General features: G+C 70.9%; 16 protein-coding genes. 2 read left to right on the forward strand and 14 right to left on the reverse strand.

Annotated elements, in window-relative coordinates; all coding sequences use genetic code 11:
* Positions 1 to 33: 33 nt before the first annotated feature.
* Genes ACLJQF_RS12090 through iolC form a run of 10 tightly spaced genes read right to left on the reverse strand, consistent with a single transcriptional unit; the run spans position 34 to position 10,745 of the window.
* Positions 34 to 897 carry a sugar phosphate isomerase/epimerase family protein gene (locus ACLJQF_RS12090; protein ID WP_410608360.1) on the reverse strand — a complete coding sequence of 288 codons (864 nt, stop codon included), beginning with the start codon at positions 895 to 897 and terminating at the stop codon, positions 34 to 36.
* Entirely contained in the window at positions 894 to 1,910 is a 1,017-nt protein-coding gene (locus ACLJQF_RS12095; protein ID WP_410608361.1) for a Gfo/Idh/MocA family oxidoreductase, read from the reverse strand. The genes ACLJQF_RS12090 and ACLJQF_RS12095 overlap by 4 nt, the downstream gene beginning before the upstream one ends.
* Positions 1,911 to 1,926: 16 nt before the next feature.
* Positions 1,927 to 2,268 carry a universal stress protein gene (locus tag ACLJQF_RS12100; RefSeq protein ID WP_020639958.1) on the reverse strand — a complete coding sequence of 114 codons (342 nt, stop codon included), beginning with the start codon at positions 2,266 to 2,268 and terminating at the stop codon, positions 1,927 to 1,929.
* A gap of 2 nt (positions 2,269 to 2,270) precedes the next feature.
* On the reverse strand, positions 2,271 to 3,767 hold the full coding sequence (locus ACLJQF_RS12105) for a sugar porter family MFS transporter (RefSeq protein ID WP_410608384.1): 1,497 nt from the start codon (positions 3,765 to 3,767) through the stop codon (positions 2,271 to 2,273).
* A 39-nt stretch (positions 3,768 to 3,806) separates the two neighbouring features.
* Positions 3,807 to 4,748 carry a TIM barrel protein gene (locus ACLJQF_RS12110; protein ID WP_410608362.1) on the reverse strand — a complete coding sequence of 314 codons (942 nt, stop codon included), beginning with the start codon at positions 4,746 to 4,748 and terminating at the stop codon, positions 3,807 to 3,809.
* A 12-nt stretch (positions 4,749 to 4,760) separates the two neighbouring features.
* On the reverse strand, positions 4,761 to 6,245 hold the full coding sequence (locus ACLJQF_RS12115; RefSeq protein WP_410608363.1) for a CoA-acylating methylmalonate-semialdehyde dehydrogenase: 1,485 nt from the start codon (positions 6,243 to 6,245) through the stop codon (positions 4,761 to 4,763).
* A 10-nt stretch (positions 6,246 to 6,255) separates the two neighbouring features.
* Positions 6,256 to 8,115: a 3D-(3,5/4)-trihydroxycyclohexane-1,2-dione acylhydrolase (decyclizing) gene (iolD, locus tag ACLJQF_RS12120; protein WP_410608364.1), complete on the reverse strand. Its 1,860-nt coding sequence runs from the start codon at positions 8,113 to 8,115 to the stop codon at positions 6,256 to 6,258.
* Positions 8,112 to 8,933 (reverse strand): 5-deoxy-glucuronate isomerase, encoded by an 822-nt coding sequence (gene iolB, locus ACLJQF_RS12125; RefSeq protein WP_410608365.1) that lies wholly within the window; start codon positions 8,931 to 8,933, stop codon positions 8,112 to 8,114. The genes iolD and iolB overlap by 4 nt, the downstream gene beginning before the upstream one ends.
* Entirely contained in the window at positions 8,930 to 9,799 is an 870-nt protein-coding gene (locus ACLJQF_RS12130; RefSeq protein ID WP_410608366.1) for an aldolase, read from the reverse strand. Before ACLJQF_RS12130 ends, iolB begins: the two co-directional genes overlap by 4 nt.
* Positions 9,792 to 10,745, reverse strand: a complete 954-nt coding sequence (iolC, locus tag ACLJQF_RS12135) for a 5-dehydro-2-deoxygluconokinase (RefSeq protein WP_410608367.1) — start codon at positions 10,743 to 10,745, stop codon at positions 9,792 to 9,794. The genes ACLJQF_RS12130 and iolC overlap by 8 nt, the downstream gene beginning before the upstream one ends.
* Positions 10,746 to 10,894: 149 nt before the next feature.
* Between iolC and ACLJQF_RS12140 the strand changes: the two genes are divergently transcribed.
* Together ACLJQF_RS12140 and ACLJQF_RS12145 are read left to right on the forward strand one after the other, a co-directional pair.
* Positions 10,895 to 11,911, forward strand: a complete 1,017-nt coding sequence (locus ACLJQF_RS12140; RefSeq protein WP_410608368.1) for a LacI family DNA-binding transcriptional regulator — start codon at positions 10,895 to 10,897, stop codon at positions 11,909 to 11,911.
* A 96-nt stretch (positions 11,912 to 12,007) separates the two neighbouring features.
* Positions 12,008 to 12,142: a hypothetical protein gene (locus ACLJQF_RS12145; RefSeq protein WP_410608369.1), complete on the forward strand. Its 135-nt coding sequence runs from the start codon at positions 12,008 to 12,010 to the stop codon at positions 12,140 to 12,142.
* Between the two features lie 499 nt (positions 12,143 to 12,641).
* Here the strand turns inward: ACLJQF_RS12145 and ACLJQF_RS12150 are convergent, their stop codons facing one another.
* The 4 genes from ACLJQF_RS12150 to ACLJQF_RS12165 form a co-directional block, all read right to left on the reverse strand.
* The gene (locus ACLJQF_RS12150; protein ID WP_410608370.1) at positions 12,642 to 13,913 is read right to left on the reverse strand and encodes a YeeE/YedE family protein; all 1,272 of its coding nucleotides are present in this window, start codon (positions 13,911 to 13,913) and stop codon (positions 12,642 to 12,644) included.
* Positions 13,914 to 14,010: 97 nt separating this feature from the next.
* Positions 14,011 to 14,244 carry a hypothetical protein gene (locus ACLJQF_RS12155; RefSeq protein WP_410608371.1) on the reverse strand — a complete coding sequence of 78 codons (234 nt, stop codon included), beginning with the start codon at positions 14,242 to 14,244 and terminating at the stop codon, positions 14,011 to 14,013.
* Positions 14,245 to 14,257: 13 nt separating this feature from the next.
* Complete coding sequence (locus ACLJQF_RS12160; RefSeq protein ID WP_410608372.1) at positions 14,258 to 14,464, reverse strand: hypothetical protein; 207 nt, start codon at positions 14,462 to 14,464, stop codon at positions 14,258 to 14,260.
* 39 nt (positions 14,465 to 14,503) lie between these two features.
* Complete coding sequence (locus ACLJQF_RS12165; RefSeq protein ID WP_410608373.1) at positions 14,504 to 16,210, reverse strand: hypothetical protein; 1,707 nt, start codon at positions 16,208 to 16,210, stop codon at positions 14,504 to 14,506.
* Positions 16,211 to 16,273 lie beyond the last annotated feature (63 nt).

The following is a 16,273-nucleotide window of genomic DNA, read 5'->3' on the forward strand; positions in this document are numbered from 1 at the left end:
GGCGCCGGCCGGGGTTCTCGACGCACACGACGTCTATCCCAGCTCCTTCGTGACCCGGTCGAGCATGAACTTCGACGACTCGACCGCCCGCTCCTCCCAGGCGAAGACACACACCGTGGCGACCCCGTCGAACTCCAGGTCGCGCAGGGTGCCGAAGAAGGCGTCCCAGTCGACTTCGCCCTGGCCGATGTCGAGGTGCTGGTGGATCCGCGCCGGCGTGCCGGGCGGGTTCAGGATGTAGCGCAGTCCTGAGGATCCCTTGTGGTTGAACGAGTCCGCGATGTGCAGGTGTGCCAGCTTCGGGCCGGCGTAGCGCAGCATCCGGCCGACGTCCGCGCCCGGGTCGGCCCCCGAGAGGTGGAACGTGTGCGGCGCGCAGTACAGGTAGTTCACCCACGGCTTGTTGATCGCCCGGACGAGGTCGACGGCCGGGTCGTTGACCTCGCAGAAGTCGTCCGGGTGGGCTTCGAGGTTCAGGGCAATGCCCTCGCGTTCGAAGATCGGCAGCAGCTCCTCCAGCGACCGCCAGAACGCGGCTTCGCTTTCCGCCGCCCGCTCGGGGCGACCGTTGAACTCCGAGTTCATCAGGTCACAGCCGAGCTCGGCAGTCACCTCGATCATCCGCGTCCAGTACCGCACCGCCGCCTGCCGCTCGGCCTCGTCCAGGCTGGACCACTTGTACAGCGGCAGCACACTGGACAGCGACACGCCGGTTTCGCGAAGCACCTTCTTCAGCTCCGCGACCTTCTCGTCATCGGCGCGCGGGTGCAGGAAGAACGGCATGAACTCGGTGCGGGGCGACAGTTCGATGTACTCGTAGCCGATGTCGGCGACGGTCCGGACCATCTCGGCCATCGGCAGGTGCCGCAGCATGTACGGGTCAAGGGCGATCTTCACCGGGCACCTCCGGGGTAGAAGGCGGGCCGGTCCTTCATGCCCACGCTGACGATCCGGCCCGACTCCAAGGCCTCCACCGTGGCATCGGTGATCACGGTGGCGGCGTACCCGTCCCAGGCGGACGGGCCGGTGGGCTCCCCCACCGCGACCGCGTCGACCCACTCCTGGAATTCGACGTCGAAGGCGGTGACGAACCGTTCCCGCCAGTCCTGCGGGACGCCGGTGCGCGTCACGCCCGCGGTCCGGACCGCGGCGCGGGCCGGCTCGGGCAGCCGCGCCAGCCCTTTCTCGCCGACCGCTTCGCACTGGATGTCGTAGCCGTACCGGCAGTTGACGAACACTTCGAGGTCGATCCGGATCCCCGATGCGGTCTCGAACAGCATGATCTGCGGATCGCGCAGGGCGGCGTGCGCATGGCGCGTGCGTCGCGGGGTCAGCACCTGGACGCCGACGATCTCGTCGTCGAGCAGCCAGCGCAGGACGTCGATCTCGTGCACGGCGGTGTCCTGCGCCGCCATGCCGGAATGGTAGGCCTCGGGCACCGAGGCGTTGCGGTGCGCGCAGTGCACCATCAGCGGCGCGCCGATCTCCCCGGCGTCGAGTATCTTTTTGAGTTCGCGATAACCGCTGTCGTAGCGGCGCATGAACCCGACCTGCACGAGCCGGCGCCCGGCCGCGATCTCGGCTTCGACGATCCGCAGGCAGTCTTCGGCATCGGTCGCCAGGGGCTTCTCGCAGAACACGGGTTTCCCGGCGGCGACGGCGGCCAGGACGTGCTCGGCGTGCGTCGGGCCCCACGAAGCGACCAGCACTGCGTCCACGTCGGACTGTCCGATGAGGTCGGCCGCGGTCGGCACGACGCGGGCCCCCGCCGTGGCCGCGACCTCGCCGGCGCGGGCGGCGTCGAGATCGGTCACGGCGATGACCTCGGCGCCGGTGACGACGTCGGTCAGGCGCCGGACGTGGTCACGGCCGATCATGCCGGCCCCGATCACACCTACTCGTACGGTCACGAGCGTCTCTCCTTTCTCAGTCGGCCGTCTTGACGGCCAGGACGGGCACGTTCGCCGACAGCAGCAGGTGCTGGGCGACGCTGCCGAGGAGGGCTTTGCCCACCGGTGAGCGGCGTTTCATACCGATGACCAGCAGGTCCACCTCCCCGGCGTGCTGGTCGAGCAGGGCCAGGACGTAGTCGGCGACGTCGGTGTTCGGCGGCCGTTCGAGCACCTTCGCGTCGGCGGGTGCTTCGAGCGGGCTCAGCCGCAGGTTCGCGACCAGCAACGGGGTGCGGCGCAACTCGGCTTCCTCGACCGCGCGGGTCAGGGCGAGGTCGCCTTCTTCGGAATCGGTGACAGCCACGAGGATCGCCACGGTCAGGCTCCCTTTCCAGCGATGGCAGGCTCTCGGGTGAACCGCGTGTGCAGCTCGGTTTCCAGGTTTTCCAGCGATCGGCCCCGGGTTTCCGGGACGACCTTCGCGACGAAGGTGATCGCGCCGACACCGAGGACGACGAAGATGAAGAACGTGTTCGAAATGTGCAGCACGTCGACCAGCACCGGGAACGTCAGGCCGATCGCGAAGTTGGTCAGCCAGAGCACCAGCCCGCAGATGCCGAACCCGAACCCGCGCAGCTTGAGCGGGAAGATCTCCGACAGCATCAGCCAGGTGACCGGCGAAATGGCGCCTTGCTGGAACGCCAGGAACGTCACGGTCAGCGCCAGCACGACGAACGCGCGGCCCTCACCTGCGGGCAGCAGCAGGGAGAACACGCCGATCAGCAGCAACGCCGCCGTCGTGCCGATCTGCCCGACGATCAGCATCGGCCGCCGGTTCACCTTGCCCAGCAGGTAGATCCCGACGAACGTGGCCAGCACCGAGATGACGCCGTTGGCGATGTTGGCCGTCAGTGCGCCATTGGCGGAGAAGCCGGCGTCCTTGAGGATCTGCGTGCCGTAGTACATGATCGAGTTGACGCCGGTGATCTGCTGGACGATCGCGATCCCGATGCCGACGAACACCAGCCGCCGGATCCACGGGGTCGCCAGATCGCGCAGGCCGCCGGTCTGGGACTTCTTGTCCTCCAGCGCCAGCTGCTCGACCTCCGCCAGCTCGGCCTGCGCCCGCTGCGCCGAGCGGACCTGCTGCAGCACGGCCAGCGCGTCGGCGAAGCGGTCCTTCGACGCGAGCCAGCGCGGGCTCTCCGGCATCGCCAGCATGCCGAACCACAGCACGACCGCCGGCAGGGTCGCGATCACGAGCATCCAGCGCCAGACGCCGCCGGACTCGCCGAAGGCGTTGCCGATGATCGCGTTGAACGTGAAGGCGAGCAGCTGACCGGTGACGATCATCAGCTCGTTCTGGGTGACCAGCCGTCCCCGCCGTTCGGTGGGCGAGACCTCGGCGAGGTAGGTCGGCACGGTGACCGACGCGCCGCCGACGGCCAGGCCGAGCACGAACCGGCCCAGCACCATCACCGCGGTCGTCGGGGCGAGGGTGCAGGCGAGCGTGCCGAGCAGGAAGATCACGGCCAGCATGAGGATGTTCTTGCGCCGGCCGCGCCGGTCGGACAGCCGCCCGCCGACGACCGCGCCGAGCGCGGCGCCGAGCAGCAGCGAGCTGGTGACCAGGCCCTCGGTGAACGGCGTGAGCCCGAGGTCGGTGGCCATGTAGGGCAGGGCACCGTTGATGACGCCGGTGTCGTAGCCGAAGAGCAGGCCACCGAAGGTGGCGATGATCGTGACCAGCCGGAGCCGGCGCCCGTGCGGGCCCTTGGTGTCGAGCGGAATCGTCGGCGGCGTCGTTGCGTGGACGTGGGCCATGGTGGTTTCTCCTGGTGCAGGAGGGGTGCGCCGGTCCCCACCGGCGCGTATCTGGGTGTGTCCCTGTGGATCCCTGGTGCGTCGGGTGGTTCAGCGGGCGGCTGGTCGCTTGCGACCGGAGAGGCCGCACCCGGTCAGGTACTCGCGGGTGCGCACCGCGATCGGCAGCGGCACCTCGGCGGCACAGGGGTAGAGGTCCTGCTCGACGATGACGAACAGTTCCGCGTCCAGTGTGGACAGTGCGTCGACGATCGACGCGGGATCGGGCACGCCGGCGGGTGGCTCGACGCAGACGCCGCGCTTGACGGCTTCCCCGAAGGACAGGTTCTCGGCGGCGACCTGGTCGAGGACCGCCGGGTCCATCTGCTTGATGTGGACGTACCCGACGCGCTCGCCGAAACGGCGGATCAGGTCGAGGTTGTCGCCTCCACCGTAGGCGACGTGCCCCGTGTCGAGGCACAGGTTGGCGTAGCGGGAGTCGGTCTCGTTGAGAAACTGCTCGATCTCAGGCTGGGTCTGGATGTGGCTGTCAGCGTGCGGGTGCAGGCAGAGCCGGACGTCGTACTCCTCCAGCAGGATCCTGCCCAGCTCGTTCGCTCGGCCGCCGAGGGAGTTCCACTGCTCGGCGGTCAGGTCCGGGCTTTCGGTGTATTCGCCGGTCTTCTCGTCGCGGTACATCGGCGGGATGAACACCAGGTGGTGCGCGCCGGCCGCGGCGGTCAGCTCGGCGACGCGGCGGGTTTCAGCGAGCATCGTGTCCCACGCTTCCGGGCGGTGCAACGCGCCGAAGGTGGTGCCTCCGGAGACCTGCAGGCCGCGGACGGACAGCGCATCGGCCAGCTCGCGCGGGTCCGTCGGCAGGTAGCCGTAGGGGCCGAGCTCCAGCCAGGTGTAACCGGCGGCGACGAGTTCGTCGAGGAAGCGGGTGTAGGGCACCTGGTGGTCGTCTTCGGGGAACCAGACGCCCCAGGAGTCGGGCGCGGAGCCGAGGCAGAGGTTGCCGGCGACGGTGCGGGCGGACGTCGTTGTCACGGGAGGTCCCTTCTAGGACGAGGTCGGGAAGTTGAACGCGGCTTCGACGGACTGGGTGACGCGCGGCCACCGGGTCGTGACGACCTTGGGGCGGGTGTAGAAGCGGACGCCTTCGGGACCGTGGATCGGGCTGTCGCCGATCAGGGAGTCCTTCCAGCCGCCGAAGGAGTAGTAGGACATCGGAACCGGGATCGGCACGTTGACGCCGATCATCCCGACCTTGACCTCGCGCTGGAACCGGCGCGCGGCCTCGCCGCTGGAGGTGAACAGCGCGGTCCCGTTGCCGTACGGGTTGGCGTTGATCAGGGCGATCGCGTCGTCGAGGGACTCGGCACGCACGACCGCGAGCACCGGGCCGAAGACCTCGTCGCGGTAGACGTCCATCGACGGGCGGACGTGGTCGATCAGTGACGGCCCGGTGAAGAAGCCGTCCCCCTCGACGGGCAGGTCGCGGCCGTCGACGACCACGGTGGCGCCCTGTGCGGCGGCGGTGGCGACGGCGTTCTCGACGCGGTCCTTGGCCGCGGCGGTGATGACCGGGCCCATCTCGCTGGCCGGGTCGTCACCGGGACCGACCTTGACCTCGCGGGCCTTGCGGGCCAGCGTCGCGACCAGCGCGTCGGCGGCGTCCCCGACCGCGACGGCGACCGAGATCGCCATGCATCGCTGTCCGGCGGAGCCGAAGGCGGCTGCGGTGAGGTGGCCGGCGGCGAACTCCAGGTCGGCGTCCGGGAGCACGACGGCGTGGTTCTTCGCCCCGCCGAGGGCTTGGACGCGCTTGCCGGTGGCGGTGGCGCGTTCGTGGACGTACTTCGCGATCGGTGTCGACCCGACGAACGACACCGCGGCGACGTCCGGGTGCTCCAGCAGGGCATCGACGGCGGTCTTGTCGCCGTGCACGACGTTGAAGACGCCGTCGGGCAGGCCTGCTTCGGCGTACAGCTCGGCGACCAGGTTCGACGCCGAGGGGACACGCTCGCTCGGCTTGAGCACGAACGTGTTGCCGGTGGCGATGGCCATCGGGTGCATCCAGAACGGCACCATCACCGGGAAGTTGAACGGCGTGATCCCGGCGCACACACCCAGGGGCTGGCGGAAGCTGAGCACGTCGACGTCGCGGGAGACCTGGTCGGAGAAGCCGCCCTTGAGCGCGTCGGCGATGCCGCACGCGTACTCGACGACCTCGCGGCCGCGGACGATCTCGCCCCGGGCGTCGTCGATCACCTTGCCGTGCTCGGCCGAGATGATCTTCGCCAGGTCGGTCTCGTGTTTCACCAGCAGCTCACGGAAGGCGAACAGGATCCGGGTGCGCTGGGACAGCGAGGAAGTGCCCCAGGACTCGAACGCCTTGCCCGCCGCGGCGACGGCGCTGTCCACTTCGGACTTGCCGGCCAGCAGGACGCCGGCCTGCTGACGTCCGGTCGCCGGGTCGTACACCGGCGCCGCCCGGCCGGAACCGGCGGCGGTCCCGTTGATCCGGTGTTCGATGGTCTTCACGCTGGTTCTCCTAGAGGTAGTGCCGCTGGCCGCGCTTGGCGGCGGCGTAGTCTTCGCGGGCCTTGCGGGTGGTGTCCAGTTCGGACACTTCGCTCACCGGAACGTCCCACCAGCCGGACCCCGGCGGGTTCGGGCCGTAGAGGTCGGTTTCCACGTGCACGACGGTGGTCTCGCGCGCCGCCTTGGCCCGGGTCATTGCGGTCCGGAATTCATCCACTGTGGACGCCTTCAGCACGTTCGCGCCGAGGCTGGCGGCGTTGGCCGCCAGGTCGACCGGGAGCACACCGCCGTCGAGCCGGCCGGTGTCGCCGCGGTAGCGGTACTGCGTGCCGAACCGTTGTGACCCCAAGGACTCCGAGAGCGCGCCGATCGAGGCGAACCCGTGGTTCTGGACGACCACGACGATCACCTTGAGTCCCTCGGACACCATGGTGACCAGCTCCTGGGCCATCATGAGGTAGGAGCCGTCGCCGACGAGGACGACGACCTCGCGGTCCGGTGCGGCCAGCTTCACCCCGAGCCCGGCCGCGACCTCGTAGCCCATACAGGAGTAGGCGTATTCGACGTTATACGCTTTGGGGTCGCGGGCGCGCCAGAGCATCTGGAGGTCGCCGGGGAGTGAACCGGCCGCGTTGATCACGACGTCGCGGTCGTCGAGGACGTCGTGGAGCGCGCCGAGGATCTCCGTCTGCGCGGGCAGGGGCTGGTGGCCGAGAGAGAAACAAGCGTCGGTGGTGCGGCGCCAGTCGTCAGCCAGCAGCCGGGCGCGGGTGCGGTACGCGTCATCGACCTGCCAGCCGTCGAGGGCGGCGTGCAGGGCTTCGATGCCGAGGCGGGCGTCGGCCTGCACCGGGATCGCCGCGTGCTTGACCGCGTCGAGGCGGGTCAGGTTGAGGTTGACGAACACCGGGTCGCCGAACGCGGTGTGGCTCGCGGTGGTGAAGTCGCTGTAGCGGGTGCCGATGCCGAGCACGACGTCGGCTTCGGCGGCGAGGGCGTTGGCGGCCGTGGTTCCGGTCGAGCCGACTCCACCGACCGCGCAGGGGTGGTCCCACGGCACCGCGCCCTTGCCCGCGTGGGTGTCGGCGACCGGGATGCCGGTGGCCGCGGCGAAGGCGCGCAGCTGCTCGGTGGCCTGCGAGTAGACGACCCCTCCCCCGGCGATGATCAGCGGTTTCCGGGCGTTCCGCAGTGCCTCGGCGGCGCGGGCGAGCGCGTCCGGCTCGGGAAGCGGACGCCCGATGTGCCAGACGCGGCGGCGGAAGAACTCCGCCGGCCAGTCGAAAGCCTCGGCCTGGACGTCCTGAGGCAGGCAGAGCGTTACGGCGCCGGTCTCGGCCGGGTCGGTGAGCACCCGCATCGCCGCGAGCGCGGCGGGAATGAGCTGCTCGGGCCGGGTGATCCGGTCGAAGTACTTGGACACCGGGCGGAAGGCGTCGTTGACCGTGACGTCCCCGGCGCGCGGGTCCTCCAACTGCTGGAGCACCGGGTCGGGGCCGCGGCCGGCGAACATGTCGCTGGGCAGCAGGAGCACCGGGAGGCGGTTGGTGGTCGCCAGCGCGGCGCCGGTGATCATGTTGGTGGAGCCGGGGCCGGTGGACGCGGTACAGGCGAAGGTCGCCAGCCGGTCGCGGGTCTTGGCGTACGCGGCGGCGGCGTGGACCATGCCCTGTTCGTTGCGCGCGAGGTAGTACGGCAGGTCGGCTTCGCCGGTTTCGGCGGCCTGCAGCAGCGCCTGGCCGATCCCGGCGACGTTGCCGTGGCCGAAGATCCCGAAGCAGCCCGGGATCAGCCGCTGCTCGACGCCGTCGCGTTCGCTGTACTGGGCGGCCAGGAACCGGACGAGTGCCTGGGCGGCGGTCAGCCTCATCGGGCGCTCCCCCAGCTCTCGCGGACCCAAGCGTGCGCCGGGTCGTCGGTGATCAGCCACGCCCGGTCCGGCCCGGGGCCGGCCATGACGTTGAGGTAGTAGAGGTCGTAGCCCGGCGCGGCCATCGACGGGCCGTGCCAGCCGTGCGGCACGAGCACCACGTCGCCGGAGCGGACCTCGGCGAGCACGTCGATGGGCCGGTCTTCGGTGCCGTACACGCGCTGGTAGCCCATTCCGCCGCCGTCGACCTCGAAGTAGTAGATCTCCTCCAGTTCGCGTTCGTGGTCGCCGTGTTCGTCGTGCTTGTGCGGCGGGTAGGACGACCAGTGGCCGCCGGGGGTGAGCACCTCGCAGACCAGCAGCCGGTCGGCGTCGAACGTGGCCGGCAGGCAGTAGTTGTGCACCTCACGGGCGCAGGTTCCGGCGCCTCGGGCCTCGCGGGGCACGTCCGTGGCCGGACCGTACCGCGCGGCCAGCCGCTTCTCGCACCGCGCGGACGGGAGAGCGAAACGGCCACCTCCGTCGCTGGTGACGGTGAACTCGGCGTCCCGCGGCAGGTAGGCGAAGTCGGTGACGCCGTCGAATACGCCGGTCCGCCCGGCCAGGTCGAGGACCTCGCCGTCACAGGTGACCCTGCAGGCGCCGGACAGCGGGAGGACCAGGTGCTCGGCGTCGCCGGTCGCGATCCGGGCCGACCCGCCGGAAGGCAGGTCGAGGACGCGGAGTCCAGAGGAGCCCCAGCCGGCGGACTCCGGCGTGACGACGGTCGTGAAAGGACCGTCGCTGGTGGACAGTGCGGGCAGGTGGTGCTTGCTCACAGCAGGCTCACCGCCCGGTCGACCGCGCCGGCGACGTCGCCGGAGGCCGGGTAGAGCAGCGAACGGCCGACGACCAGCCCCTGCACGGTCGGCTGGGCCAGCGCTTCCCGCCAGGCGGTGAAGGCGGCTTCGGCGTCGGCGACCTCGCCGCCGAGCAGCAGCACCGGCAGCGTCGAGGAGGCCAGCACTCGCGGCATGTCGTCCACCACCGGCAGTTTGAGCCAGGTGTAGGCGGTGCGCCTGCCGAGACCGGAAGCGATGGTGATCGACTTGATCACCGCGTCCGGGGTGAGGTCGTTGCGGACCCGGCCGTTGTCCCAGCGGGACAGGAACGGTTCGACCATCGCGATCAGGGCGCGGTCGTTCAGCTCGTCGATCGCGTGGGCCGAGTTCTCCAGCGCCGCCGCGGTCGCCGGGTCTTCCAGTGCGATGCGCGTCAGCATCTTGCCGCCGTCGAACCCGTGTGCGGCGATCGTCTCGGCGTCGTAGCCGGTGAACCGGTCGTCGATCTCGAACGCCGATCCGGCCAGGCCGCCGCGGTTCATCGAGCCGAACACGCTCTTGCCGTCGAGCACGTCGAGCAGCAGAAGGTCCTCGAGGACGTCGGCCGTGCCGAGTACCCCGGTGACGCCGGGCCGTTCGAGCGCGAGGCACAGGCGGTCGAGCAACTCACCGCGGTCGGCCATCGCGGCCGGGTCGCCGCCGACGGCGTTCGCGCCGCGAGCCGGGTGGTCGGCGGCGATGATCATGGCCCGGCCGTGGTCGCCGAGCACGGACTTCGCCCTGACCCGCTTGGCCGCGGCCTCGGTGATCGCGCCCGGGTCCTGGACGCGAGCGGTGACGATCCGGCGGACACGCTCAGACACGGGTGGCCTCCGCCAGCTTCGCGAGCACCTGGGCTTCGGTGGGCATGGCATCGGCGCAGGACAGCTCACCGGCGACGTGCGCGCCGGCGGCGTTGGCGAACTCGATCGCGCGGCGGGTGTCCCAACCGGAGAGCAGGCCATGGCAGAGCGCGCCACCGAAGGCGTCCCCGGCGCCGAGACCGTTGACCACCTCGACCGGCACGGGCGGGACCACTACCGCGCCGCCGTCGTCGACGGCGAGCACGCCGCGGGGCCCCTGCTTCACGACCGCGAGCGAGACTCCCTTGCCGCGCAAGGCTTTCGCAGCCTCGTGCGGGTCGCGGGTGCCGACCGCGGTCTCGCACTCGTCGAGGTTCCCGGCCGTGACCGTGACCTGGCCGAGCGCTTCGCCGACCCAGTACCGGGCCTCATCGCGCGAGGTCCAGAACATCGGCCGGTAGTCGAGGTCGAGCACGGTGACGCCGCGGCGGCCGCGGGCTTCCAGCGCCGCAAGCGTCGCCGTGCGGCTGGGCTCCTGGCTCAGCCCGGTGACGGTCACCCAGAAGACGTCCGCGGCCCGGATGGCGTCGAAGTCCAGCTCGTCCGGCGTCAGGTCGAGGTCCGGCGCCTTGGGGGCGCGGTAGAAATAGAGCGGGAAGTCGTCCGGCGGGAAGATCTCGCAGAACGTCACCGGGGTGGGCAGGTCCGCCGACTCACCGAGGAAACGGTCCGAAACGCCGTAGCCGATCAGGGCCTTGCGGACGAACCGGCCGAAGGGGTCGGCGCCGACCTTGGTGATCACGGCCGACCGGCGGCCGTGGCGCGCCGCGGCGACCGCCACGTTGGTCGCGCTGCCGCCCAGGAACTTGCCGAAGGACGTGACGTCCTCGAGCCCGACCCCGATCTGGTGGGGGTAGACGTCCACCCCCACCCGGCCCATGGTCAGCACCTCGAACTGCCGTTCCACCTGCGCACCTCCGCCGCACCGCGGGTCACTGTCGCGCTCTACTAGCGCGCTCTAGTGGCAGGAACTATGCTGTCCTCGGCCGCCGGATGTCAAGGGCCTGGAAGAATCGGCCCGGCAGATCCGGCCAACGGAGCAGAGGCGGAGCGGACGTGCACGACGGCGAACCCACGAGCAGGTCGGCGAAGCCGACGATGGCCGACGTCGCCGCGAAAGTCGGTGTCTCCCGAGCGCTCGTCTCGCTGGTGTTCCGCGGCCAGCCCGGCGCCAGCCAGGAAACCCGGGACCGCGTGTTCGCCGCCGCCGAAGAGCTCGGATACCGCCCCGACAACGCCGCCCGGCTGCTGGCCCGCGGGCGCAGCCGGACACTGGGCGTGATGGTCACCGTGCACCAGTCGTTCCAGGCCGACCTGGTCGAAGGCATTTACCCGGAGGCCGAACGGCTCGGCTACGACGTGCTGCTGTCGGCGACCGCGCCGAGCCGCGACGAAGCCAAAGCCGTCGAAGCACTGCTGAGCCACCGGTGCGAAGCCCTGATCCTGCTCGGCCCGAACGCCGACCGCACGGCCCTCGACGCACTGGGCCGGCGCGCCGTCACCGCCGTGGTGGGGCGCCGGCTACCGGGCGCGCTGGTGGACAGCGTCCACACCGCCGACACCAAGGGAATCCGGCAGGCTGTCGACCACCTGGTGGAGCTCGGTCATCGCCACATCGTGCACGTCGACGGCGGCAAGGAGCCGGGTTCCGCTGACCGCCGCCGGGCCTACCGCGCGGCCGTGCGGCGGCACGGGCTGCCCGACCGCGTTCTGCCCGGCGCGCACGACGAAGAAGCGGGCATGGCCGCGGCCCGGCTCCTGCTCACCGAAGACACCCTGCCGACGGCCGTCCTCGCCGGCAACGACCGCTGCGCGATCGGCCTCATGCACACCCTCGGCCGGGCCGGCCTGGAGTTCCCCCGCGACATCTCGATCGTCGGGTTCGACGACAACCACTTGTCACACCTGTCGCACATCGACCTCACCACGGTCCACCAGGACGCCGCCGGCCTCGCCCAAGCCGCGGTCCACGCCGTCACCGACCGGCTCGAAAACGAATCCCGCGCCCCCGCGGAGATCATCCTGGACCCGAAACTCGTCGTCCGCGGAACCACCGGCCCACCGACCCGCTGAGCGGCTCAGCCTGCCATCCGCCGATACTCGAAACGGCCTGTTGCCGTTCGGCTCTTTCAGCACGGGCGAGACCATGGGCGTCACCATCGTCCTCCGTTGCTGGTCTCGCAGATGGCCACTAACGCCGACTTCGACCCGGATGTCCGCCGACGGGTCGCGAACATCCTCTCCCGCGCGACCAACGGCGACGGCCAGCGGATTCACCTTATCGACGTGCGTCAGGAGGGATAGGGCGACCAACGCCAGTAGCCGTTCCCTGATCCGGGCGACATAGTGAACCTTGCGGTGATCACACCCCCTACCGCGGTGTCCGGTCTCGGGGCCTTCCGGTCCCGCCGCTCACCGAGCGGCGAAGCAATTTGGATCACCGCGCACGTTTACGCCGATCACCCTACGATCTTATCCACGGGCTGTTCTTCAGCCCGACGGACTGGCGGTGGACGTCTCCGCGGGTCTCGCCGTGAAGCTGGTCGCCGCCGGATCACAACCCGGCAGCGCAGGCCTGGCGGACGGCGCGATGGTCTGCACGGCCGCGACCGTGCTGTTCGCCCTGGATCCATGGCATCCATACGCCACCGTGCCGGGTTCGTCGTCGACGGTGCAACGGCCATCGTCTACGGAGGCGACGCTCCGAAGGACATCACTCCGGTCCGCTCGCCAGCAGAGGTCGCGGCCAAGGACCACACCGTGCTGCGGACCGGGGAACCACAGTTCAGGGCGGTGTCTTGGCTCAGCAGATGCTGTCGGTCGGCTGGGGGTTGGCCAGGCCGAAAAGGGGGCGGAGCCGGATCCCGATCCAGGTTCCCCCGAGTGCGAACAGTCCCCACAGCCAGCCGTGCAGGCTGCCGGTGGAGATGCCGGCGAGGTAGGCGCCGATGTTGCAGCCACCGGCCAGCCGGGCACCGATGCCCATGAGGACGCCGCCCAGCACGGCCGCGACGGCGGTCCGCCAGTGAATCTCCGCGCGGATCTTCCAGGTCCCGGCGGCCGCGGCCGCGACGGCGGCACCGAGGATGATCCCGATGTCGGTGAGGCTCGTCTTCTCCGTCCAGATCGGGCCGGCCAGGGCCTTGGCGTTGGCCGCGCTCCGCCAGAATTCCCAGGTTTCCGGGTGCAGGCCGACCAGTTGCAGCAGTTTCGCACCCCACAGGGCGAACGCGAACGTGACGCCCCAGGGACTGCCGGACACGAGGACCACCACCGCGGCGAGCACACCCAGGACGACCGCGCCGGCCAGCAGCGGCCAGGAGCCGCGAAACACCCGCGCGAAGCCGCGCGCGGTCGGGACCGCGTCGACGGGTGGCGGGGTGCGGCGGGCCTGGACCACGCGCGTGACCACGACGACGAGCGTCAGCGCGGCGACGGTGATCGCCCAGGAACCCCACCAGCCCACGTGGTCGGCGAGCAGGAAGCCGGACACCTGCGGCCAGCCCGTGAAGATCGGGTAGGCCCACGTGAAGAGCACCGAGCCGGCGATGAAGCCGCCCAGCGTCGGCACGATCGTGGACTGGCCGGCGCCGACCGCGAACAGCGTCCCCGAGGCGCAGGCGCCACCCAGCTGCATCCCGATCGCGAACAGTGCCGCCCCGGCGAACAGAGCGAGCCCGACCGGTCCGGCGGTGAGCTTCGGCGTCACGCCGAACAGCCCCGCGCCGGTGCCCGCGATCAGGGCGATCAACGTCGCCGCGGTGCCGAGCAGCAGGGTGTGCGCGCGCAGCCCGGTGCCGTTGCCGACCGCGATCAGCTGCCGCCACGCGGAGGTGAAGCCAAACCGTGAATGGAACAGGGCCAGGCCGAGCAGCAGCCCGACGACCAGCAGCGCGCCGGACTTGGCGCCGTAGGACGCCCAGACGTACCAGCTCAGGCCGGCGGCGAGGACAGCGCTGACGACCAGCGGTATCACCCGGACGGGTTCTTCCGGCGCCGGCCGCGGCGCGGCGCACGAAGTGGGTGAGCTCAGCAGGAAGGTCCCTGCCGGGGTGCGTTCGGTGGAGGTGGACATCGATACTCCCAGGAGGACACACGGATCGGGGACGAGGCGAACGAGTTCCCGGCTTGCCCGGCGGTCCTCGCCGCGGCGGGCGAGGACCGCCGGCAGGTCAGGACCAGGACGGCAGGATCTTGCCCGGAACGCCGTTGACCGACTGGATCAGGCCGAGCACCGGAACACCGAGCGGGGCGAATGTCCAGATGTTGTTCAGGCCGCTGGTGTCCGGCTCGTCGACCACGACGACACCCGGGGCGTCGGCCGCCAGTGCCGGTCCGGCCGCGGCGAAGAGGGCCGCACCGGCGAGGACGGCGGCACCGGCCGCGCGGACGAGGTTCTTCTTCATGGTTCTCTGCCTTTCAGGAAACAGCGGTGATCAGGTCGAAGACGGGGGCGAGCAGCCCGACCGGCTGGCCGAGCGGGCCGAGGACGCTGCCGAGGTCGACGCCGGGCACGAGCCAGACGGAACCGTCGGTCGGGTCGGCACTGGCGACACCGGCGGCCAGGCCGGTGAACGCCGTCGCCGCGACGAGCGGCAGCAGCACGCGGGCAGCGAGACGCTTCATGCGTTTTCCTTTCCTATCAGTGTTTTCCCTCTGAGGGGTTCAGCGCAGAACCGACGTGATCGGCACGATGGTTCCGTCGGGGACCCACTGGCCCGCGTAGTCGCGGTCCATCACCATTCCGGTGGCGTGGGGTTCGGTGGGGTACATCGGCATGGCGTTGACCTGGGCGGCGGCGAAGATCTGCACGTCCGCCGCCGGCCGGTCGGCGCCCAGCCAGTTCCGGAAGCCGCCGAGCGTCGGGCTTTCGCCGCCGAAGCGGTTGCCGACCGCGACGGCGTACCCGACCGCGGCCGCCTCGCGCGGGTCGAAGCGCAGCGGCAGCGACGCGCTCGCGACGGCGTTGACGATCGGCCCGTTCAGCAGCCACGGCGCCAGGTACAGCCCGTACTGGTGGGTGGGTTCGAGGCGCTGCAGCTCGGCGGCCCGCGTCATCGCCGGATACCCGGCGGCCCAGCCGGAGACGACGAGGAGCGCGGTGTCGGGCCCGGCGTCCGGGCGCACGGCCAGTCCGGTGCGCGCGGCGGTGTCCCGCACCAGCTTCGCGGCCGCGATCCCACGCGGGGAGTCGTCTTCGACCAGTGTGAGCGCGGACGGCTTCCGCCCGGCGAGGAACTCGACGAGCTTGACGAGCGCCCCGCTGTCCTCCGGCGTCAGCGCGTCGGACGGGCACGCGGTCAGCACGTCGGTGCGGCCGGCGACCAGGCCGCCGAGGGCCGCGGACGCGCATTCCGGCGCGTCCGCCTCGGCGATCACCGGACCGGGCGCGGTCCCCGCGTCGACTTCGACGACCGTCGTCGCGTCGCCGCGGTGGATCTCCAGGTCGCTGCGACCGGGCGGTAAGTCGACATCTGCCCACGTGCCTTCGGCGCCGGGCCGCGCGACGGCCTTCGTGATGATCCCGCCGCGGACGCCGGCGGCGAGGTCGCCGCCCGCACTCGGCGGGAAGTGGACGAGGTTGTGCCCCGGCCGCTGCGGGCTGACCAGCACCGGGAATCCCGGCTCGTCGGCCAGCAGCGGCACGCCCGGCACGGGCAGCGGCGGGGGTGCCGGGATCGCACCGAGCGCGCTCCACGCGAGGAACGCGACGGCGACCCCGACGGCACCGAAGCGGTAGGCACGGCCTCTCGCCACGGCCGCGAGCCCGCTGACCAGCAGCGGGAGGACCACCACGGCCAGCACCGCGAGCCCGAAGAGTGTCGTGGCGAGCCGCCGGTCGAAGCCGAGGCCGGACAGCCCGAACCGCACCGCGCCGGCCAGGACCAGCAGGCCGCCGAGGGTGACCGCCAGGGGCCCGGGACGGATGGCGGAGGTCGTCACCGGCCCGAGCAACGCGAAACCGAACCACACCGCGGCGCCGGCGACGAACACCGAGTCGAGCGCGAACTCGACACCGGTGCCACCCAGCGACGTCTCCAGCACCACCAGGACGAGCAAGGCGGCCGAAGCCCAGCGCGCAAGCCGCGGCCACTGCAGGAGAACCGGCACGGCGACCGCGAGCACGACGTGGACCGCCAGTGCGGCGAAGTTGATGCCGACGGCGAACTCCGACACCACGGCAAGCAGCGCCGACAACCCGCCGAGGACGTACAGCACGAGCTTCTGTGTGCGCGACAGGTCCCCCACCAGCGGGCGCAGAACCCCGCCGCCGGCGAGAAACGCCGTGGACAGCAACAGGGCCAGCCGCAGCACCAGCGCCAGCACGTCCACAGTGGACGAACCGGTCGGCGCGGAGTGGTCGTGTTCCATCAAGACTCCCAGCTCGGGGGTCGTGAGTGGTAATTCGGGTTCTAACCCGAATTACCACTCACG

Origin of the sequence: Amycolatopsis sp. lyj-109, assembly GCF_046548995.1 — a bacterium.
Lineage (GTDB): Bacteria > Actinomycetota > Actinomycetes > Mycobacteriales > Pseudonocardiaceae > Amycolatopsis.

Bases quoted from the DNA above. Each gene is read 5' to 3' on its own strand.
- ACLJQF_RS12165 (WP_410608373.1), bottom strand. From the start codon at position 16,210: ATGGAACACGACCACTCCGCGCCGACCGGTTCGTCCACTGTGGACGTG.
- ACLJQF_RS12150 (WP_410608370.1), bottom strand. From the start codon at position 13,913: ATGTCCACCTCCACCGAACGCACCCCGGCAGGGACCTTCCTGCTGAGC.
- ACLJQF_RS12155 (WP_410608371.1), bottom strand. From the start codon at position 14,244: ATGAAGAAGAACCTCGTCCGCGCGGCCGGTGCCGCCGTCCTCGCCGGT.
- ACLJQF_RS12160 (WP_410608372.1), bottom strand. From the start codon at position 14,464: ATGAAGCGTCTCGCTGCCCGCGTGCTGCTGCCGCTCGTCGCGGCGACG.
- iolD (WP_410608364.1), bottom strand. From the start codon at position 8,115: ATGAGGCTGACCGCCGCCCAGGCACTCGTCCGGTTCCTGGCCGCCCAG.